Source organism: Dactylosporangium sp. NPDC048998 (assembly GCF_043197855.1).
Taxonomy (GTDB): Bacteria; Actinomycetota; Actinomycetes; order Mycobacteriales; family Micromonosporaceae; genus Dactylosporangium.
The window spans coordinates 322,852-342,447 of the sequence record NZ_JBICTV010000003.1 but is presented as its reverse complement, the minus strand read 5'-3'; the positions used below and the strand labels follow the sequence as shown (position 1 = coordinate 342,447).

The following is a 19,596-nucleotide window of genomic DNA, read 5'->3' as shown; positions in this document are numbered from 1 at the left end:
CTGATCAGGCCTTCTTGAACGTCCAGGTGCCGGTGTCGGCGCCGCCCTGCGGCGGGGAGAGCTTGAGCGTGTTGCCGGCGCAGTCGTACTGGCTCTTCTTGAGCAGGGGCTGCCCGTCGACGGCGCCGCCGGTGTCCGCGGTGCCGCTCCCGGTGAACTCGGTGATCGGCATCTTGTCGGCGACGCGGACCGAGGCGGGGGCGGTGAGGTCCACGGTCACGGTGAGGGTGCCGAAGTCGACCGTGCCGGTGGGCTCGAGCGTGCCGGTCGCCGACGACGGGGTCTTGATGGAGCCGTTGACCTTGCCGCCGTAGGCGAAGGTGCCCTTCACGTCGTTGCCGGACACCGAGAAGGTGAAGGTCACCGGCTGCATCGGGCCGAAGTCGACCTGCGTCTTGCCGCCGGAGTCGATCGTCAGCAGGGTGCCGCCGCCACCCGTGAAGGTGCCGTTCACCGCGCCGCTGAGCTTGCCGGTGAGACTGTCCGCCTTCCAGGTGCCGACGAGGCACGACGCCGCGGTGCCCTGCCCGCCACCACCGGTGGTGCCGGCGCCGCTGTCGTCGCCCGCGCCGGTCGAGGCGCCCGCGGAGGCGTTGCCGGAGGCTCCGGCCGAGGCGGCGGCCCCGGGGTTGGCCTTGTCACCGCTGCACCCGGTGAGCCCGATGCCGAGCACCGCAACGGCCGCGATCGCGGCCTTGCCGGTCGTGCGCATCTGCTTCCTCCTTGCTGCTACATAGGGGTCGATGGCTTGTTTACCCCGCCGTGAACCGTCGCCACCCTACAGTGCGAAGATCTGACACACCCCGCGCCCAGAATCCGGGACGACATCGACCGTTATCGACAAATATTCGACCACGGAACGGTAACGGCCTGCTCAAGATGCGTGTGAGCCGCTCTTAGCAGGCGTGAAACATTCGGGACTTTGGAGCGAAACCGCCCCCCGGCAGCCTTTTGGCCATGTCCGAAGCGGTCGCCGCGTGCTGCCCGGCCCTCGCACGACGCCGTCGTGGGTCCGCAACAACGCCGAAACGACGCTGTCATTGCGGCTTTACCGAGGGGCACGCATGGGTGACTCAAGGTCTTCGATGAAGCTCGTCGTCGTCGGCCACGGCATGGTGGGGCACCGCTTCGTCGAGGCACTGCAGTCCCGCGACACCGAGCGGCGGTGGCACGTCACCGTGCTGGCCGAGGAGGGCCGCTCCGCCTATGACCGGGTGCGCCTGTCCGCGTACTTCGACGGCGTCTCCGCCGAGGAGCTGACCTACGCCGTGCCCGACGGGATCGACCTGCGGCTCGGCGAGCTGGCCGTGTCGATCGATCGCGAGGCGCGCCGGGTCCGCACGGCCGACGGGGAGTACGAGTACGACGCGCTGGTCCTGGCCACCGGCTCGTCGGCGTTCGTGCCCCCGATCAGCGGCGTCGACCAGCACGGGGTCTTCGTCTACCGCACCCTCGACGATCTCGAGGCGATCCGCGACCACGCCAAGGGCAGGGAGGTCGGCGCGGTCATCGGCGGCGGCCTGCTCGGCCTGGAGGCGGCCAATGCGCTGCGCCTGCTGGGCCTGCGCACGCACGTGATCGAGTTCGCTCCGCGGCTGATGCCTGTGCAGGTGGACGAGGCCGGCGGCGCCGTCCTGCGCCGCTACGTGGAGGACCTCGGCGTGCGCGTGCACCTCGGCGCCGGCACCACCGCGATCCGCCGCACGGCCCCGAGCGGCCGGCTCGGCCTGACCCTGTCCGACGGCGCGCACGTCCCGGCCGACATCGTAGTAGTGGCCGCGGGCATCCGGCCGCGCGACGAGCTGGCCCGCTCGATGGGGCTCGCAACCGGGGCGCGCGGCGGGGTGGTCGTCGACGCCGGCTGCCGTACCGACGACCCGGCGATCTACGCGATCGGCGAGTGCGCCGAGATCGGCGGGCGCTGCTACGGCCTGGTCGCGCCGGGCTACGCGATGGCTGAGGTGGTGGCCGACCGGCTCGTCGGCGGGGCCGCCGAGTTTCCCGGCGCGGACACGTCCACGAAGCTCAAGCTCCTCGGCGTCGACGTGGCGAGCTTCGGCGTAGCGCCCGAAAAGCCAACGCCGCGCGACGACCTGCTCGACATCGTGTACCTCGACCCGGCCAACGGCCGCTACGCCAAGCTGGTGCTCTCCGACGACGCCCAGACCCTGCTCGGCGGCATCCTGGTCGGCGACGCGAGCGCCTACCCGACGCTGCGGGCCAGCGTCGGCGGCCCGCTGCCCGGCCACCCGCTGACCCTACTGGCCGGCGACGCGCCCAGCGACGTCGCGCTGCCGGCCGAGGCGCAGGTCTGCAGCTGCAACGCGGTCACCCAGGGCCAGCTGGTCGCCGCGATCGCGGACGGCTGCACCGACGTCGGCACGCTCAAGGAGTGCACCCGGGCCGGCACCAGCTGCGGCTCGTGCGTGCCGCTGCTCAAGCAGATCCTCAAGCAACAGGGCGTGGCCGCGAGCAAGGCGCTGTGCGAGCACTTCGAGTACTCGCGCGCCGAGCTGTTCGACATCGTCCGCATCCGCGAGATCCGCACGTTCTCGCGGCTCATCGCCGAGCACGGGCAGGGCCGCGGCTGCGACGTCTGCAAGCCCACGGTGGCCTCCATCCTGGCGTCGCTGCACAACGACTACGTCCTGGACGGCGAGCAGGCCTCGCTGCAGGACACCAACGACCACTTCCTGGCCAACATCCAGCGCAACGGCACCTACTCGGTGGTCCCGCGCATCCCCGGCGGCGAGATCACGCCGGAGAAGCTGATCGTGATCGGCGAGGTCGCCCGGGACTTCAACCTCTACACGAAGATCACCGGCGGGCAGCGCATCGACCTGCTCGGCGCCCGTGTGGAGCAACTTCCGGCGATCTGGAGCCGGCTGGTCGCGGCCGGGTTCGAGTCCGGCCACGCCTACGGCAAGGCCCTGCGCACGGTGAAGTCCTGCGTCGGGTCGACCTGGTGCCGGTACGGGGTGCAGGACTCCGTCGGGCTCGCGATCGAGCTCGAACTGCGGTACCGCGGCCTCCGCGCACCCCACAAGATCAAGTCGGCGGTGTCCGGCTGCGCCCGCGAATGCGCCGAGGCCCGGAGCAAGGACTTCGGCATCATCGCCACCGAGAACGGCTGGAACCTCTACGTTGGCGGCAACGGCGGCTTCCGCCCGCGCCACGCCGACCTGCTGGCCTCGGACCTCTCCACCGAGGAGCTCATCCGCGTCGTCGACCGGTTCCTGATGTTCTACATCCGCACCGCCGACCGGCTCCAGCGCACCGCGGCCTGGATCGAGGGCATGGAGGGCGGCCTGGACTACCTGCGCGCGGTGATCGTCGAGGACTCTCTCGGCATCGCCGCCGAGCTCGACGCCATGGTGGCCCACCACATCTCGTCCTACATGGACGAGTGGCGGGCGACGGTCGAAGACCCGGAGCGGCTGGCGCGGTTCGTGTCGTTCGTGAACGCGCCCGGCACCCCGGACCCGACGATCTCCTTCGTATCCGAACGTGGCCAGCCCGTACCTGGAGTCCTAGGAGCGCGCCCATGAAGTGGACCGCCGTCTGCCCGTACCTGCGCCTGGAGCCGGAGCGCGGCGTGGCCGCGCTGGTCGACGGGGTACAGGTGGCGCTCTTCCGGACCTTCGACGGCAGCCTGCACGCGATCGGCAACCTCGACCCGCTCAGCGGCGCCGCGGTGCTCTCGCGCGGCATCGTGGGCAGCCGCGGCGACACCCCGGTCGTCGCCTCGCCGATGCACAAGCAGGCGTACGACCTGACCACCGGGGAGTGCCTCGACGAACCGAGCGTGCGCGTGCCCGTCTACCCGGTCCGCGTCAGCGACGGCATGGTCGAGGTCGCCGTACCGCGGATGGCGGCCGTCACGGGTGGAGAGACGACGTGAGCGCGGGCAGCACCCTGGAGGCGCGCCCAGCCTCGGGCGAGGACCTTCCCCTGGCGGGCTTCACGGTGGCCGTGACCGCCGACCGCCGCCGCGACGAGCTGAGCGCACTGCTGGAGCGGCGGGGCGCCCGCATCGTGCTCGCCCCGGCCCTGCGCATCGTCCCGGTCGCCGACGACACCGAGCTCAAGGCGGCCACGGTGTCCTGCGTCGACGTGGCGCCGGACATCGTCATCGCCACCACCGGCATCGGCCTGCGCGGCTGGATCGAGGCCGCCGAGGGCTGGGGCCTCGGTGAGGCGCTGCGGGCGCGGCTCGGCGAGGCGTACCTGATCGCCCGGGGCCCCAAGGCCAAGGGCGCGGTCCGCGCGGCCGGCATGATCGAGACCTGGTCCCCGGACGACGAGAGCTGCGACGAGGTCCTGGACTACCTGCTGTCCGGCGCATTCCCGGGCGGGATCGCGGGCCGCCGGATCGCCGTGCAGATGCACGGGGAGCCGCACCCCGAGTTCACGTCCTCGCTGCGCGACGCCGGCGCGATCGTCGTGGAGATTCCGGTGTACCGCTGGGCGCCGCCGGTCGACCCCGCGCCCCTTCGCCGCCTCGTGGACCTGATCTGCTCGCGCCTCGTCGACTCGGTGACGTTCACCTCCGCGCCCGCGGTCGGCTCGCTGCTGCGGGTCGCCGGCCCGGAGGCCCCGGACGTGCTCGAGGCGCTGCGCACGGACGTCCTAGCCGCGTGCGTCGGCCCGGTCACCGCGGCCCCGCTGCAGCGCCTCGGCGTGCCGGTCGCGGCGCCCGCGCGGGCCCGGCTCGGCGCGCTCGTGCGCATCCTCGTCGACGAGCTGCCGAAGCGCTCCCCCACCCTCTACGTCGCGGGCGCGGCCGTCACCCTGCGCGGCCACGCCGCGATCATCGACGGCACGCTCAAGCCGCTGGCCCCCGGCCCGATGGCGGTCCTGCGCGCCCTGGCGGCCTCGCCGGGCCGCGTGCTGTCGCGCGCGGCCCTGCTGCGGGAGCTGCCGAGGGGCGCCGACGAGCACGCCGTGGAGATGGCGGTGGCCCGTCTGCGGGCGGCGCTGGGCGGGTCTGCGTTCGTGCAGACGGTCGTGAAGCGGGGCTACCGCCTGCGGGTCGACTGACCCCGTTTCGACGCCCTACTGCAGGTAGTGCTCGACCTCGTCGATCGAGTGCGCCTCGACCTCGTCCGGCGAGAGCCCCTGCAGCTGTGCCGCGCGCCGGCGGCGCAGCAGATCCCAGAGCTGGTCGAGCTGCGCCTCGATCCCACGCAGCCGATCGTGCTCCTCCTGCTCGGTGATCTTGCCCGCCTGCAGTTGGGTGCGCAGCTTGTGCTCCTCGTCGACCAGGTTCGAGATCTGGTGGATCAACGTCTTCTCGTCCATGGGTTGCATCATCCTCCACGCGGCGGCGACCCGGCCGCCCCGCGCCGGGTCTTGGACCGTCTCCCTCGCCACACCACCCGCCCCTCCGGCCCCCGGCTTCGCGCCCCTGCGCCCCTGCGCCCCCAGGCCACCCGACTGCCAACCGCCAGCCACGGCCCGTCGCGCCCGCCTGCGCCCGCGGGGATCGCCCACCACCGGCCGGCCCGGCCGCCGGGCGCATGATCACGGAGCCTTACACGGACGGTCACGCTAAATCAGGAAATATCGGATAAATCCGGTCGCGGAGCGGCCGGATTTATCCGTTCTCGTCGGGGCTGACGCGGCGAGCCGCGGCTCAGCGCAGGGTCAGGGAGGACCAGCCGAACTGGTCGATCGGGCCCGCGCCGCTGCCGAGGCGCCACTCCGCCGCGTCGCCGATCGCGCGGCCCACGAAGCCCTTCGCCCACAACACCGCGGCCGGGGCGTCGCCCGCGGCCAGCCGGGCCGCGATCGCCGTGGCGAAGGTCGCGCCGCTGCCGTCGGTGTTGCGGCTCGCGATGCGCGGGCTGTGCAGCATCCGCGTCGCGCCGTCCGCCCACAGGGCGTCGACCGCCTCCGTGCCGGCCGCGAAGTCGCCGCCCGTGACGACCACGGCGGATAGGTCACCACGGAGCGTGAGCTGTGAACCGCACAACCGGTCCGTCAGCCGCGCCCCTCCCACACCGGCTCGGGCACCTCGACCACCTCGCCGTCGGCGCGAAACAGCACGTACCGGTCGAACGAGCGGCTGAACCACCGGTCGTGCGTCACCGCGACCACGGTCCCGTCGAAGCTCCTCAGCCCCTCCTCCAGGGCCTCGGCGCTGGCCAGGTCGAGGTTGTCGGTCGGCTCGTCGAGCAGCAGCAGCGTCGCGCCGGACAGCTCCAGCAGCAGGACCAGGAACCGGGCCTGCTGGCCACCGGACAGCGTGCCGAAGCGCTGATCGGCCTGGCCCGCCAGCTCGTACCGCGACAGCGCCGGCATCGCCTGCGGCCGGGGCAGCCCGTCACGCCAGTCGTCGCCGCGCCAGAGGATCTCGGCGAGGGTGCGGTCCGTGAGCTCGGGGCGGTCGTGCGTCTGGGAGAAGTGCCCGGGCCGGACCCGCGCGCCGAGGCGCACCTGCCCGCCGTGGGCGACCGGCGCGAGTTCCGTACCGATCCCGGAGCCGATCTGCGGGCCGTCGGGGTCGGTGCCGCCGCGGGCCAGCAGCCGCAGGAAGTGCGACTTGCCGGTGCCGTTGCCGCCCAGAACCGCGACGCGGTCGCCGTACCAGATCTCCAGGTCGAACGGGTAGGTCAGGCCGTCGAGCTCGAGCTGCTCGCACATGATCGCGCGCTTGGCCGTACGGCCGCCGGACAGGCGCATCCGGATGTCCTGCTCCTTCGGGGGCGCCGGCGGCGGGCCGGCCTCCTCGAACTTGCGCAGCCGGGTCTGCGCCGCCTGCAGGCGGGAGGCGAGCCCGTCGTTGTAGGCGGCCTTCGCGCGGTACATCTGGACCAGGTTTTTGATCTTTTCGTGCTCCTCGTCCCAGCGCCGGCGCAGCTCGTCCAGCCGCTCGTGCCGGGCGCTGCGGGCCTCGTGCCAGGAGGCGAAGCCGCCGGGATGCACCCAGGCGGAGCCGCCCTCGACCGCCACCACGCGGTCGGCCGACTGGGCCAGCAGCTCCCGGTCGTGGGAGACGTACAGGACGCTCTTGGACGACTCGCGCAGCCGCTCCTCCAGCCACCGCTTGCCGGGCACGTCGAGGAAGTTGTCGGGCTCGTCGAGCAGGAGCACCTCGTCCTCGCCGCGCAGCAGCAGCTCGAGCGCGAAGCGTTTCTGCTGGCCGCCGGAGAGGGTGCGGACGGGGCGGTCCCGGGTGTCGTCCCAGGGCAGCCCGAGCGCGGCGACGCTGGCGGTGTCGAAGAGCACCTCGGCGTCGTACCCGCCGGCCTCGCCCCACGCCGCGAGGGCGTTGGCGTAGCGCAGCTGGGCCTTCTCCGCGGCGGCCCCGGTGGCCTCGTGCATGGCGCGCTCGGCGGCGGCCAGCCGCTGCCCCACCTCCCCCAGCCGCGGCGGCGCGAGCTGCAGCGCCAGGTCGTACAGCGTGCGGTCGTCGCCGATCATGCCGATGAACTGGCGCATCACGCCGAGCCCGCCCGAGCGCGCGACCGAGCCCGCGTGCACCGGCAGGTCGCCGGCGACCATCTTCAGCAGCGTTGTCTTGCCGGCGCCGTTCGGCCCGACGAGCGCCACCTTCGCGCCCTCGCCGACCCGGAACGACACCTCGGAGAAGAGCTCACGGCCGTCCGGCAGCGTGTGCCCGACCCCTGCGACGTCCACATATCCCACGTCGAAGAGCTTCGGCGGCAGCGATACGTCATGAAAGCGGTTTTTCGACGCGCAGCACCCGGAACCCCTTGTGGCTGGCGTGCCGCTCGGCCGCGAAACCCTGCTCGCCGAGCCAGCGCTGCAGCGAGTCGCCGCCCAGGTTCTTGGCCACGACCAGCCACGCCGTGCCGCCGGGCACCAGCCGCGGCAGCCAGCGCAGCAGCAGCGCGTGCAGCTCCGGCTTGCCGATGCGGATCGGCGGGTTGGACCAGATCTGCGCGAACGCGACAGTCTCCGGCACCTCGTCGGGAAGAGCCGCGACGATCCGGCCGGCCGCCCCGAGCGCCGCCGCGTTCTCGCGGACCAGGTCGAGGGCGCGCTGATTCACGTCGATCGCGTAGACGGTGGCCCTCGGCGCGGCGGCGGCCAGCACAGCGGCGATCGGCCCGTATCCGCAGCCCAGGTCCAGCAGCGCCCCCTCCGTGCCGGGGTCGGGCGGCGGCGCCTCCGACAGCAGTACCGCGGTGCCCGGGTCAAGCCGGCTCCACGAGAACACCCCGGACGCCGAGGTCAGCCGAAACTCCTGGTCAAGGGCCTCGAAAACGACCTCGTGCCGCTCGTGCGCGACCGCCGGATCGGCCGAGAAATAGTGCTCGCCCGCCAAGATGCCTCCCTCGCCGCGGCCCGCAACGCATTGTCCACGGGCAGGTGACCGGGGGATTGCGCGGCCACCCGTTCGGATTGTGCGAAATCTCGCCGACACTCCACCGATTGGCGCCGTCGGCTACCCTGTGCGACATGACTTCTCGGGACGAGCAGCGCCGGAAGCGGCGTTCCGACTCGTTCCGCCAAGATGAGGCGGACGAAGCCGACAACTGGCTCGCGGGCCTCCGGGGCGGCGGACGGGGCGAACCCGACCCGTTCGCGGCTCCTCCGCCCGAGCCGGCCCCCTTCGATCGCCCCGGCCAACCGGAACGGCCCGGCTCGTTCGACCGCCCCGGGCCGCCGGAACGCTCGGGATCCTTCGACCGTCCCGGCCCGCCGGAACGGCCCGGCTCCTTCGACCGCCCCGGCCCGCCGGAACGGCCCGGCTCCTTCGATCGGCCCGGACCGCCGGAACGGCCCAGCGCGGCCGATCGGACCACGGCGATGGAGCGGCCTCGGTCTGCCGACCGCCCGGGCGGGTACGACGGCAGCGGCGAGTCCCGCGCACCGGGTTCGCCCCAGCGCGGCGGCCGGCGCTCCCGCGACGACTCCCCCAGCGGCGTCTTCGGCCCGTCGGCCCTGCCACCCGCCCCGCCGCCGGCCCGGCCCAACCTCGACGGCTGGTCCGCACCGGAGGCCGCCCCGTCCGGCCGCCGCCGCGGCACCGCCGATTCGCCCGGCGGCACGTACGGGCGCTCCGTGCCCCCGGCGGGCCCTCCGACCGGCCGAGCCGCCGCCGAGCCGCCGCCCGCCGAGTCCCGCGGCCGCCGCCGCGCACGCGACGAGGCGGAGCGTGGCCCCTCGGAGTCGTATGATCACGGCCCGCAGCTGACACCGATCATCAAGCCGCTCGCGGAGCTCGCGCCGGCGGAGCCGCAGACCGAGCCCCCGCCGCTCGTGCCGATCTTCCCGAACATGCGCCCGGACTCGTCCCCGACGAGCGGCGCCGGTCGGCGGTCCAGGCGCGCGGCGGAGGACGACCAGCCCGCCGCCTTCACCGGCGACGTCACGGGCGGCCGCCGCCGCGCCGCCGACGAGCCCGCGGGCCGCCGTCGCCGCGACGACAGCGGCGAGTTCGGCCCGCGCACCGGCGACCTGGCCGCCCGGACCGGAGATCTCGGACCCCGCACCGGCGACCTGGGACCCCGGGGCGGCGACCTCGGATCCCGCACCGGCGATCTCGCGTCCAGGACCGGCGACGTCGCCGGCCGCACGGGCGACCTCGGCGGGCGGCGCCGTGCCGCGTCCGACGAGCCCGGGGTCCACAACGGCAACGGCTTCGAGTCCCCGGCCTTCGCCGCCGACCGCGACGAGGCCGGCACCCGCCGCAACGGGTTCGGCGGCGAGCCCGGCCCAGCGGGCCGCGGGGCCGCGCACGCGGGCGAGACCACGACGTTCCGCCGCGGCGAGGACACCGGCGCGCGCCGGCAGCGCCCCGGCGTCAATGACGAGGGCACCCCCGGGCGGGTCTACGGCGTCGAGCCCGGGCCCGCCGCCCCGTATGCGGGCGAGACGACCATGTTCCGCCGCGGCGAGGACAGCGGCGTGCGGCGCCAGCGGGCACCGTTCGACGACGACCCGCGGCGCGGCTTCGAGGACGATCCCCGCCGGGGCTTCGAGGATGGGCCCCGCCGCGACGACACCGGCGCCGGGCGGCGCGGCCGGGCCGCGAACGAGGTCGGCTTCCAGGCGGGTCCGCCGGCCACCGAGGCGCTCCGGCGCGACGACAGCGGCGCGCGTCGGCGCGAGGAGGCCCTGCGCCGCCAGCCCGCGCTGGACGAGCCGCCGCACCAGCGCCGCACGCTCGACGACGCGATGCCCGGCTACGACGATCCTTCCGCCGCCCGCAGGCGCGGCGAGGGGCGGCGCGGCAGCGAGGAGTACTCCGGCGACTTCAGCTCCGGCGGCACCCGCCGCGCGCTGCGCGAGCCGCCCGGCGGCCAGCCCGGCCAGCCCGGGCGCCCGGACCGGCTCGACCGTGACGATCGCGACGGCGGCCGCGGGCGACCCGGCGGGCCGCCGGCGCGCGCGGTCGCCGGCCCGGCCGGCACCGCCCCGCGGCCGCACCGCTGGGTGGCGCTGCTCAGCGTCGTGGCCGTGCTCGTGGTGCTGGGCGCCTGCGGGATGGGCACCTGGTTCATCCTCAAGGACGAGAAGAACGGGCCGGACTCGGCGAAGTCCAGCACGACGTCCGGGCCGAAGAAGCGCGACATCAGCAGCCGCGAGGTCGACCCGAAGCCGCTGACCGAGGCCGAGGTGTTCCCGAGCAACAACATCGTGGCCGCGCCGGACGAGCAGCCGTACGTCATCATGGCGACGAAGGCGTCCAACGACTGCAAGGTGGCCGCGACCGAGGAGCTGGCGACGCTGCTGGCCAACGCGGGCTGCAGCGAGGTCGTGCGCGCGACGATGAAGTCGCCGAACGAGGAGTACCTGGTCACGGCCGGGATTTTCAACCTGAGCAACGAGAAGGTGGCCGCCCAGACCTTCGACAGCATCAAGCCAATCGTCGACGGCCAGAAGGGCCGCTTCGCCGGCATGAGCGTGGGCGTGGGCACCGGCACGGACGCCCTGGTCCGCGCGCCGACGCAGCTGGGCTGGAACTACAAGGGCCACTTCATCACGTACTGCGTGATCGCCCGCGTCAACGGCAACAACTTCGCCCAGGGCGACCAGTACCCGAACCAGATCACGTTCGACATCGTCGAGACGTACCTGGACAACGGCATCATCGAGAACCGCGCGATCATCCAGCCAGAGGCGACCCGGGCGGCGTCGCTGCCGGCCTCCCCACCGCCGAGCTAGTGCCCTAGAGGTCGCGGCGGCGGCGGGTCTGGACGGCTCGCTCGCGGAAGGACTCGGCCGAGGACGGGTACGTCACCTCGACCAGGGTCAGGCCGTGGGCGGGGGCGACCACAACCTCGTCGGCGCGGACGCTGCGCGTCAGCAGGGTCGACGGCCAGTCCGGCGGGCGGCGGCCGTCGCCCGCGACCAGTTGGGCGCCCACCAGGCTGCGGACCATCGACCAGCAGAACGCGTCCGCCTCGACGGTGACCACCAGCGTGCCGTCCGGGTCGCGGCGCCAGTCCATGCGGCTCACGGCGCGGATCGTGCTCGCGTGCTCCTTGCGGCGGCAGAAGGCGGCGAAATTGTGCTCGCCCACGAGGCCCGCGGCGGCGGCGTTGAGCCGCTCCAGGTCGAGCGGGCGGGGCCAGGCCAGGGTGTCGCGGCGGCGCAGCGGGGCGGAGCCGTGCGGGGCGTCCGTGACGCGGTACTCGTACCGGCGCGACAGGGCCGAGAAGCGCGCATCGAACTCGGCGGGGACGGCGCGGGCCGCCAGGACGCGGACGTCCGGCGGGAGGAGGCCGGCCAGCTTGCGGATCAGCGCCGGCTCGAGGGCCGCCCAGCGCTCCTCCGGCACGTCGGCGTGGCAGACCTGGCCGGTGGCGTGCACGCCGGCGTCCGTGCGGCCGGCGACGGTCAGACCCTCGACCGTGCCGAAGAGGCGCTCCAGGACCGCCAGCAGCTCGCCGGCCACCGTCCGGCGGCCCGGCTGCAGGGCCCAGCCCGAGAAGTCGGTGCCGTCGTAGGAGACGTCGAGCCGGATGCGCACGCTCATGCGGTACAAACTCCCAAAGGAAAGCCCGGCACCCCACGAAGGGTGCCGGGCCGACGGACCTTGACCGGTGATCAGGCCTTGGTCTCTTCGTCCTTCGCCTCGTCCGCCTCGTCGGCGGCCTTGGCCTCGGCGGCGTCCTCGTCCGCGGCCTTGGCGGCCGGGGTCTCGTCCGCCTCGTCGCCGGCGAGCACCGCGATCGAGTCGGCCTTCGCGGCCTTCCGAGCGGCCTTGCGCGGCGCCGCCGGCGCGGCCACCTCGAGCTCCTCGACCAGCTCGATGATCGCCATCGGAGCGGCGTCGCCCTTGCGCGGGCCCGTCTTCACGATGCGGGTGTAGCCACCCTGACGGTTGCTGAACCGCGGCGCGATCTGGTCGAACAGCGTGAACACCACGTCCTTGTCCCGCACCACGGAGAGCGCTTGACGGCGCGCGTGCAGGTCGCCGCGCTTGGCCTTGGTGATGAGCTGCTCGGCGAGCGGGCGCAGCCGCTTGGCCTTCGTCTCGGTGGTCGTGATGCGACCGTGCTTGAACAGCGACGTGGCAAGGTTCGCCAGCATCAGCCGCTCATGCGCGGGGCTGCCGCCGAGGCGGGGACCTCTGGTGGGCGTGGGCATTGTTGGGACTCCTCTAATACAGCGGCTGGGCTACAGCTGCTCGGTCTCGCGGTAGTCGTCGGCGTCGTAGTCCACCTCGGCGAAGGAGTCCACGACGTGGGCCGGGTCGAACGTCGGGGCGGAGTCCTTGAGACCCAGGCCCATCCCGGCGAGCTTCATCTTGACCTCGTCGATCGACTTCTGACCGAAATTCCTTATATCGAGGAGGTCGGCCTCGGTGCGGCTGATCAGCTCACCGACGGAGTTGATGCCCTCACGCTTGAGGCAGTTGTAGGAGCGGACGGTCAGGTCCAGCTCCTCGATCGGCAGCGCCAGGTCGGCGGCGAGCTGCGCGTCCTGCGGCGACGGGCCGATGTCGATGCCCTCGGCGGTCTCGTCCAGCTCGCGGGCGAGGCCGAACAGTTCCACCAGCGTCGAGCCGGCCGAGGCCAGCGCGGTGCGCGGGGTCAGCGACGCCTTGCTCTCGACGTCGATGATGAGCCGGTCGAAGTCGGTCCGCTGCTCGACGCGGGTCGCCTCGACCCGGTAGGTCACCTTGAGCACCGGCGAGTAGATCGAGTCGACCGGGATGCGCCCGATCTCCTGACCCTGCTGCTTGTTCTGGTTGGCAGTCACGTAGCCGCGCCCGCGCTCGACGGTGAGCTCCATGTCGAGCCGGCCCTTGCCGTTGAGGGTCGCCAGCTTGAGGTCGGGGTTGTGCACGGAGACGCCGGCCGGGGGCTGGATGTCGCCCGCGGTGACGTCGCCCGGGCCCTGCTTGCGCAGGTACATCGAAACCGGCTCGTCGTGCTCGGAGCTGACGCACAGCTCCTTGATGTTCATGACGAGCTCGACCACGTCCTCCTTGACGCCGGGGATCGTGGTGAACTCGTGCAGCACGCCGTCGATCTTGATGCTGGTCACCGCCGCGCCCGGGATGGAGCTCAGCAGGGTGCGCCGCAGCGAGTTGCCGAGCGTGTAACCGAAGCCCGGCTCGAGCGGCTCGATGGTGAACTTTGACCGGACCTCGCTGATCGACTCTTCGGCGAGGCTGGGCCGCTGGGAAATGAGCACGTTCTGTTCCTCCAGTTCGTTGCGCGCCCGCTATTTGACGCGCTCCGCTTCGGCGGGGCCATGAGCGGCCTACGCCCAGTCTGGCTCGATGACGCTTCGCGAGGATCGACCCAGACCAGGCGCCGCCGACAATGGTGCTACTTGCTGTAGAGCTCGACGATGAGCTGCTCCTGGACCTGGGTGTCGATGACCTGCCGCGCCGGCAGGCTGTGCACCAGGACCTTGAACTCGCTCGGGATGAACTCCAGCCACGCGGGGACGGTCTTGCTGCCCGCGAGGCCCTGCGCGATCTGGAACGGGGTGAGCTCCCGCGACTTCTCGCGCACCTGCACGATGTCGTGCTCGCGCAGGCGGTACGACGGGATGTCGACCTTGCGGCCGTTGACCAGGATGTGGCCGTGCTTGACCAGCTGGCGGGCCATGTCGCGCGACGACGCGAGCCCGGCGCGGTACACGACGTTGTCCAGCCGCGACTCGAGGATCCTCAGCAGCTCCTCACCGGTCTTGCCCGGCTTGGCCACGGCCTCCTCGTAGTAGCCGGCGAACTGCCGCTCCAGCACGCCGTAGATGCGGCGGGCCTTCTGCTTCTCGCGCAGCTGCAGCAGGTACTCGGTCTCCTTCGGACGCCCACGGCCGTGCTGGCCGGGCGGGAAGGGGCGCGACTCGAACGGGCACTTCGGCCCGTCGCACTTGCTGCCCTTCAGGAACAGCTTCATCTTCTCGCGACGGCAACGACGGCAGTCGGCACCTGTGTAACGAGCCATGTTCTCTTCGTCTCTTCCCTTAGACCCGGCGGCGCTTCGGCGGACGGCAGCCGTTGTGCGGCTGCGGCGTGACGTCAGAGATCTGCCCGACCTCCAGGCCGACGGCCTGCAGCGAGCGGATCGCGGTCTCCCGGCCGGAGCCGGGGCCCTTCACGAAGACGTCGACCTTGCGCATGCCGTGCTCCATCGCGCGGCGCGCGGCGGCCTCGGCGGCCAGCTGCGCGGCGAACGGGGTCGACTTGCGCGAGCCCTTGAAGCCCACCTGACCGGCGGACGCCCAGGAAATGACGGCACCGGTCGGGTCGGTGATCGACACGATGGTGTTGTTGAACGTGCTCTTGATGTGCGCCTGCCCGTGGGCGACGTTCTTGCGTTCCTTGCGCCGGACCTTCTTGACAGCGGTCGCGCCGGCGCGAGCCTTCGGCGGCATTCTCTATGCGCTCCTAGATACGTTTCTGATCTCGAACCGGCTGTTACTTCTTGCCCGGCTTCTTCTTGCCGGCGACCGTGCGCTTCGGCCCCTTGCGGGTGCGCGCGTTGGTCCGGGTGCGCTGACCGCGCACGGGCAGGCCCTTGCGGTGCCGGATGCCCTCGTAGCAGCCGATCTCGACCTTGCGGCGGATGTCCGCGGCGACCTCGCGGCGCAGGTCACCCTCAACCTTGTAGTTGGCCTCGATGTAGTCGCGCAGCTGCACGACCTCTTCATCGGTCAGGTCCCGAGCCCGCTTGTTCGGGTCGATGCCGGTGGCGGCCAGGGTCTCGACGGCGCGGGTACGCCCAATGCCGTAGATGTAGGTGAGTGCGATCTCGGCGCGCTTGTCGCGCGGGAGATCGACACCAACGAGACGTGCCATAAGTGGGCGTGCTCCTCGTGTGTACGGAGGTCTGTGCCCGCTCCGCTCCCGTCTGCCCACAGACGGGCCCCGGCCTCCGACCGGGGGTGCAGCCCACGCACGCCGCCGTGAAAGCGGCCGCCCGGGGCTGGAACGGGCAAATGCAATGTGTTGCTGTGGGATCCGGCAGTGCCCGGGGCTCAGCCCTGGCGCTGCTTGTGGCGCGGGTCAGTGCTGCAGATGACCATGACCCGGCCATGCCGCCGGATAATCCGGCAGTTGTTGCAGATCCGTTTGACGCTCGGCTTGACCTTCACGGTTTGCCTAACTCTCGCTGCGTGCGCGCTGCTGCGAGCGGGCACGGCAGAACCCGACCGTTACCTGGGTACCGACACCGATCACTTGTAGCGGTAGACGATGCGCCCGCGAGTGAGGTCGTAGGGCGACAGCTCCACGACGACACGGTCCTCGGGCAGGATGCGGATGTAGTGCTGCCGCATCTTGCCGCTGATGTGCGCCAAGACCTTGTGGCCATTGGCCAGCTCCACCCGGAACATCGCATTCGGGAGTGGCTCGATCACTCGGCCCTCGATCTCGATGGCCCCGTCTTTCTTCGGCATGTCCTCCGCTACCTGACATCGGGTCTGGTGGTCGACGCTTGCATCCGTTTCTCGAGGCCACCGGCAGTGCCGTTGAGCAGAGCCGTAGATCTCGAGCCAGCCGCGGCTCCGGTCATGCCACTAGAAGCGCGTGGAGGCACGCCGGAGGGGACGCTTTGCGCCAATGGGGAAGTCTACGCGGGAGAAGGCGGCGCACCAAATCGGGGGTGTCTAACTGTCACGGTAGCGCTTTTGATTGTCCGGACCGTTGCCGAGCGCCCTCACCGAGAAGGTGGAGGCGAGCAGCACCGCGCCCCAGGGGCCGGCGACCCACATCGGCCAGAAGTACACAGGCTCGCCGCTGGAGATGCTGACGAGGGCCCAGATCACCACGTTGACCGAGACCGCGACAAACCAGGCGCTCCAGACGCCGACCAGCCACCTCGGGTTGCGGCTGTCGGAGCGGCCGGGCCGCTCGTCCGGGTCGTCCGCGACCGGCGCGGCCGGCTCGACGCGGGAGCCGCCGACCGGGTGGAAGCCGGGCAGGTCCTTGAGGATGACGTCCAGGTCGCCGTAGGTGCGCGCCGCGTACGTCTCCTTGAGGCGATCATCGTATTCGCCGAGCGACAGCCGGCCCTCGTCGAGCGCCGCCTTCAGGCGCTCGGCCACGAACTGCCGGTCCACGTCGGCCGCACGCAGGTCTTCCCGCCGGTCCGCCACCGTTCCCCCTTCGCCCTCTGCACACAGCATCCCACCGCGCCCGGAGGGGGCTCTACCCCGGTCTTTCCCTTACTCGGTCGCCGGCACGGGCTCACGGGCGGTGACCAGGTCGCCCAGGCGGGCCCGGCCGCCATCGCGGGCCGTGAGCACCCAGACGCCGTCGTCGCAGAAGGCCATCGTGTGCTCGACGTGCGCGGCGGCCGATCCGTCGACGGTCACCACGGTCCAGCCGTCGTCGAGCTCGGCGACCTTCGGCTTGCCGCGGGTGACCATCGGCTCGATCGCGAGCGCCATGCCGGGCCGCAGCATCGGGCCCTTGCCCGGCCGGCCGGAGTTCTGCACGAACGGGTCCTGGTGCATGGCGGTGCCGATGCCGTGGCCGCCGTAGCCCTCGACGATGCCGTACCGGCCCGCCTTGCGGATCGAGGACTGGATGGCGAACGAGATGTCCGTCAGCCGCCCCCGGCCCGAGCGCGCCCCGCGGGCCCCCGCGGCGATCCCGGCCCACATCGCGTCCTCGGCGACCCGCACGAGCCGGCGCAGGTCCGGATGGACCTCGCCGACCGGGACGGTGATCGCCGCGTCGCCGTGCCAGCCGTCGAGGTCGGCGCCGCAGTCGATGGAGATCAGGTCACCCTCGCGCAGCACCTGGCGCGGGCTGGGGATCGCGTGCACGACCTGGTCGTTGACCGACGAGCAGATCGAGGCCGGGTAGCCGTGGTAGCCCTTGAACGACGGCACGGCGCCCGCGGCGCGGATCGTCTCTTCGGCGATGCAGTCCAGCTGCGCGGTGGAGACTCCAGGCGCGACCGCGGCCCGCATCCGCTCCAGCGCATCGGCGACGACGAGCCCGGCGCGGCGCATGAGGCCGATCTGTTCCGGGGTTTTGAGTTCAATCTCGACCTGGTGGGCCATGAAACTTACCCGCCGCGCTCTCAGCCGCCGTAGGAACGGAGGGCGTCGATCGCGCGCACGGTGACGTCCTCGACGGGACCCGTGGCGTCGATGCCCACCAGCTTGCCCTGCGCGCCGTAGTAGTCGACCAGCGGCGACGTGTCGCGGGCGTACACCTTCAGACGCTCGGCGATCGTCTCGGCCTTGTCGTCGTCGCGCTGGAACAGCTCGCCGCCGCACCGGTCGCAGACACCGTCGTGCGTGGGCGCGTCGAACTCGACGTGCCAGATCTTGCCGCAACCACGGCAGGTCCGCCGGCCCGAGAGCCGGCGGATGACCTCTTCGTTCTCGACGACCAGTTCCAGAACGATGTCCAGGCCGGTGCCGAGGTCGGCCAAGAGCTTGTCCAGCGCGTTGGCCTGCGGCACCGTGCGGGGGAAGCCGTCGAGCAGGAAGCCGTCGAGGGCGTCGCCCTCGGCCAGCCGGTCGGACACCATGTTGATGGTGACCTCGTCCGGCACCAGCTGCCCCGCGTCCATGAACCGCTTCGCCTCGACGCCGAGCGGGGTGCCCTGCCCGACGTTGGCCCGGAAAATGTCGCCCGTGGAAATTTTGGGCACGGCGAGGTGCGCGGCGATGTACTCGGCCTGGGTCCCCTTGCCCGCCCCGGGGGGACCTACCAGCACCAGCCTCACTACCGGAGGAACCCTTCGTAGTTGCGCTGCATCAGCTGGCTCTCGATCTGCTTCACCGTCTCGAGGCCCACACCAACAATAATGAGCACCGCGGTGCCGCCGAACGGGAAGTTCTGCAGAGCCTGCCCGCCGCCCACGATCTGGATGAGCAGGTTGGGCAGGATCGAGATGATGCCCAGGTACAGCGCGCCCGGGAGGGTGATGCGGCTGAGGATGAAGCTGAGGTACTCGGCCGTCGGCTTGCCCGGGCGGATGCCGGGCACGAACCCGCCGTACTTCCGCATGTTGTCCGCCACCTCGGTCGGGTTGAAGGTGATGGACACGTAGAAGTACGTGAAGAAGATGATCAGCAGGAAGTAGATCGCGATGTGCCAGTAGCTGTCCTGCGGCTTGATGTTGCGGTCGATCCAGAGGACCACCTTGTTCGTCGAGTCGCTGCCGGCGAACGAGGTGATCAGCGACGGGATGTAGAGCAGCGACGAGGCGAAGATGACCGGGATGACGCCCGCCTGGTTGACCTTCAGCGGGATGTACGTCGAGGTGCCGCCGTACATGCGCCGGCCGATCATGCGCTTCGCGTATTGGACCGGGATGCGCCGCTGGGCCTGCTCGAGGAACACGACGAAGGCGATGACCACGACGGAGATGCCGACGATCACGAAGAACGTGGTCTTGTTGTCCTGCCAGATCTGGATGCCCTCGATCGGCAGCCGGGCCGCGATCGAGGTGAAGATCAGGACCGACATGCCGTTGCCCACGCCGCGGTCGGTGACGAGCTCGCCGAGCCACATGATGACGCCGGTGCCGGCGGTCATCGTGACGACCAGTGCGGTGAGCGTCAGCCACATCGGGATCTTGTGGGTGTCCGGGATGATCGGGTACTGCGACTGGTCGCACGCGCCGCCGAAGAGCTGGCCGGACCGCGCCAGGGCGACGAACGTCGAGGCCTGCAGGATGCCGAGGCCGAGCGTCAGGTAGCGCGTGTACTGCGTGATCTTCGCCTGGCCGGACTGGCCCTCCTTGCGGAGCTGCTCCAGGCGCGGGATCACCACCGTCAGCAGCTGCAGGATGATGCTCGCGGTGATGTAGGGCATGATGCCCAGCGCGAACACCGACAGCTGGAGCAGTGCGCCACCGGAGAACAGGTTCAACAAGGTGAAGACCTGGTTGTCCTTGCTGTTCTCGACGATGTTGAGGCACTTCTGCACGTTGCCGTACGACACCCCGGGGCTAGGCAGGGTGGCGCCGAGCCGGTAGATGCCGATCATGAGCAATGTGAACAGAATTTTCTTGCGCAGGTCAGGCGTACGGAACGCGCTGGCAAAGGCGGAGAGCAACTTCATCCTCCTGCGCAAGGCGGCCGGTCGTTCGGCCGACGAGGTGGGGTCCTGGTGGTGCGGTTGACACTGTCGAACGTATGAGTCGAACGTGTCTCTGCGCAACGGACTCTAACAGGATGTCCGGAGCACAT

General features: G+C 71.6%; 21 protein-coding genes. 4 read left to right on the top strand and 17 right to left on the bottom strand.

The features are described from left to right. Nucleotides 1-4: 4 nt before the first annotated feature. Nucleotides 5-712: a hypothetical protein gene (locus ACGFI8_RS08995; RefSeq protein ID WP_392802046.1), complete on the bottom strand. Its 708-nt coding sequence runs from the start codon at nucleotides 710-712 to the stop codon at nucleotides 5-7. Between the two features lie 373 nt (nucleotides 713-1,085). On the opposite strand from ACGFI8_RS08995, the gene nirB reads away from it, so the two are divergent. Genes nirB through ACGFI8_RS08980 form a run of 3 tightly spaced genes read left to right on the top strand, consistent with a single transcriptional unit; the run spans nucleotide 1,086 to nucleotide 5,040 of the window. Continuing rightward, entirely contained in the window at nucleotides 1,086-3,548 is a 2,463-nt protein-coding gene (nirB, locus tag ACGFI8_RS08990; RefSeq protein ID WP_392802043.1) for a nitrite reductase large subunit NirB, read from the top strand. After that, nucleotides 3,545-3,901 (top strand): nitrite reductase small subunit NirD, encoded by a 357-nt coding sequence (gene nirD / locus ACGFI8_RS08985; protein WP_392802040.1) that lies wholly within the window; start codon nucleotides 3,545-3,547, stop codon nucleotides 3,899-3,901. The genes nirB and nirD overlap by 4 nt, the downstream gene beginning before the upstream one ends. 50 nt (nucleotides 3,902-3,951) lie before the next feature. After that, the gene (locus ACGFI8_RS08980; protein ID WP_392802873.1) at nucleotides 3,952-5,040 is read left to right on the top strand and encodes a uroporphyrinogen-III synthase; all 1,089 of its coding nucleotides are present in this window, start codon (nucleotides 3,952-3,954) and stop codon (nucleotides 5,038-5,040) included. 15 nt (nucleotides 5,041-5,055) lie between these two features. Here ACGFI8_RS08980 and ACGFI8_RS08975 read toward each other — a convergent pair whose 3' ends face one another. From ACGFI8_RS08975 to ACGFI8_RS08960, 4 genes are all read right to left on the bottom strand, one after another. After that, the gene (locus tag ACGFI8_RS08975) at nucleotides 5,056-5,301 is read right to left on the bottom strand and encodes a DUF2630 family protein (RefSeq protein WP_392802038.1); all 246 of its coding nucleotides are present in this window, start codon (nucleotides 5,299-5,301) and stop codon (nucleotides 5,056-5,058) included. Nucleotides 5,302-5,635: 334 nt separating this feature from the next. Next, the gene (locus ACGFI8_RS08970) at nucleotides 5,636-5,932 is read right to left on the bottom strand and encodes a bifunctional hydroxymethylpyrimidine kinase/phosphomethylpyrimidine kinase (RefSeq protein WP_392802035.1); all 297 of its coding nucleotides are present in this window, start codon (nucleotides 5,930-5,932) and stop codon (nucleotides 5,636-5,638) included. 50 nt (nucleotides 5,933-5,982) lie between these two features. After that, the gene (locus ACGFI8_RS08965; protein WP_392802033.1) at nucleotides 5,983-7,650 is read right to left on the bottom strand and encodes an ABC-F family ATP-binding cassette domain-containing protein; all 1,668 of its coding nucleotides are present in this window, start codon (nucleotides 7,648-7,650) and stop codon (nucleotides 5,983-5,985) included. A gap of 28 nt (nucleotides 7,651-7,678) precedes the next feature. Further along, nucleotides 7,679-8,293, bottom strand: coding sequence for a class I SAM-dependent methyltransferase (locus ACGFI8_RS08960; RefSeq protein WP_392802030.1), 615 nt, complete (start codon nucleotides 8,291-8,293; stop codon nucleotides 7,679-7,681). Nucleotides 8,294-8,778: 485 nt separating this feature from the next. On the opposite strand from ACGFI8_RS08960, the gene ACGFI8_RS08955 reads away from it, so the two are divergent. Next, nucleotides 8,779-11,139: a hypothetical protein gene (locus tag ACGFI8_RS08955; protein WP_392802029.1), complete on the top strand. Its 2,361-nt coding sequence runs from the start codon at nucleotides 8,779-8,781 to the stop codon at nucleotides 11,137-11,139. A gap of 4 nt (nucleotides 11,140-11,143) precedes the next feature. Here the strand turns inward: ACGFI8_RS08955 and truA are convergent, their stop codons facing one another. The 12 genes from truA to secY form a co-directional block, all read right to left on the bottom strand. After that, complete coding sequence (gene truA / locus ACGFI8_RS08950; RefSeq protein WP_392802027.1) at nucleotides 11,144-11,953, bottom strand: tRNA pseudouridine(38-40) synthase TruA; 810 nt, start codon at nucleotides 11,951-11,953, stop codon at nucleotides 11,144-11,146. 71 nt (nucleotides 11,954-12,024) lie between these two features. Beyond that, on the bottom strand, nucleotides 12,025-12,567 hold the full coding sequence (gene rplQ, locus ACGFI8_RS08945) for a 50S ribosomal protein L17 (RefSeq protein ID WP_392802025.1): 543 nt from the start codon (nucleotides 12,565-12,567) through the stop codon (nucleotides 12,025-12,027). A 30-nt stretch (nucleotides 12,568-12,597) separates the two neighbouring features. After that, nucleotides 12,598-13,620, bottom strand: coding sequence for a DNA-directed RNA polymerase subunit alpha (locus tag ACGFI8_RS08940; protein WP_363340519.1), 1,023 nt, complete (start codon nucleotides 13,618-13,620; stop codon nucleotides 12,598-12,600). A gap of 137 nt (nucleotides 13,621-13,757) precedes the next feature. Next, nucleotides 13,758-14,384, bottom strand: coding sequence for a 30S ribosomal protein S4 (gene rpsD, locus ACGFI8_RS08935; RefSeq protein ID WP_392802022.1), 627 nt, complete (start codon nucleotides 14,382-14,384; stop codon nucleotides 13,758-13,760). A 19-nt stretch (nucleotides 14,385-14,403) separates the two neighbouring features. Further along, complete coding sequence (gene rpsK / locus ACGFI8_RS08930) at nucleotides 14,404-14,814, bottom strand: 30S ribosomal protein S11 (RefSeq protein ID WP_033357646.1); 411 nt, start codon at nucleotides 14,812-14,814, stop codon at nucleotides 14,404-14,406. Nucleotides 14,815-14,857: 43 nt separating this feature from the next. Beyond that, complete coding sequence (rpsM, locus tag ACGFI8_RS08925) at nucleotides 14,858-15,238, bottom strand: 30S ribosomal protein S13 (protein ID WP_392802018.1); 381 nt, start codon at nucleotides 15,236-15,238, stop codon at nucleotides 14,858-14,860. A 179-nt stretch (nucleotides 15,239-15,417) separates the two neighbouring features. Further along, nucleotides 15,418-15,534, bottom strand: coding sequence for a 50S ribosomal protein L36 (rpmJ, locus tag ACGFI8_RS08920; protein WP_014687778.1), 117 nt, complete (start codon nucleotides 15,532-15,534; stop codon nucleotides 15,418-15,420). 81 nt (nucleotides 15,535-15,615) lie between these two features. Further along, complete coding sequence (gene infA, locus ACGFI8_RS08915) at nucleotides 15,616-15,837, bottom strand: translation initiation factor IF-1 (RefSeq protein WP_007073013.1); 222 nt, start codon at nucleotides 15,835-15,837, stop codon at nucleotides 15,616-15,618. Between the two features lie 210 nt (nucleotides 15,838-16,047). After that, complete coding sequence (locus tag ACGFI8_RS08910) at nucleotides 16,048-16,536, bottom strand: DUF1707 domain-containing protein (protein WP_392802016.1); 489 nt, start codon at nucleotides 16,534-16,536, stop codon at nucleotides 16,048-16,050. Between the two features lie 69 nt (nucleotides 16,537-16,605). Next, nucleotides 16,606-17,451 (bottom strand): type I methionyl aminopeptidase, encoded by an 846-nt coding sequence (gene map / locus ACGFI8_RS08905; RefSeq protein ID WP_392802013.1) that lies wholly within the window; start codon nucleotides 17,449-17,451, stop codon nucleotides 16,606-16,608. A gap of 20 nt (nucleotides 17,452-17,471) precedes the next feature. Further along, nucleotides 17,472-18,125: an adenylate kinase gene (locus ACGFI8_RS08900; RefSeq protein WP_392802010.1), complete on the bottom strand. Its 654-nt coding sequence runs from the start codon at nucleotides 18,123-18,125 to the stop codon at nucleotides 17,472-17,474. Further along, entirely contained in the window at nucleotides 18,125-19,462 is a 1,338-nt protein-coding gene (gene secY / locus ACGFI8_RS08895) for a preprotein translocase subunit SecY (protein WP_392802007.1), read from the bottom strand. The genes ACGFI8_RS08900 and secY overlap by 1 nt, the downstream gene beginning before the upstream one ends. Nucleotides 19,463-19,596: the final 134 nt, after the last annotated feature.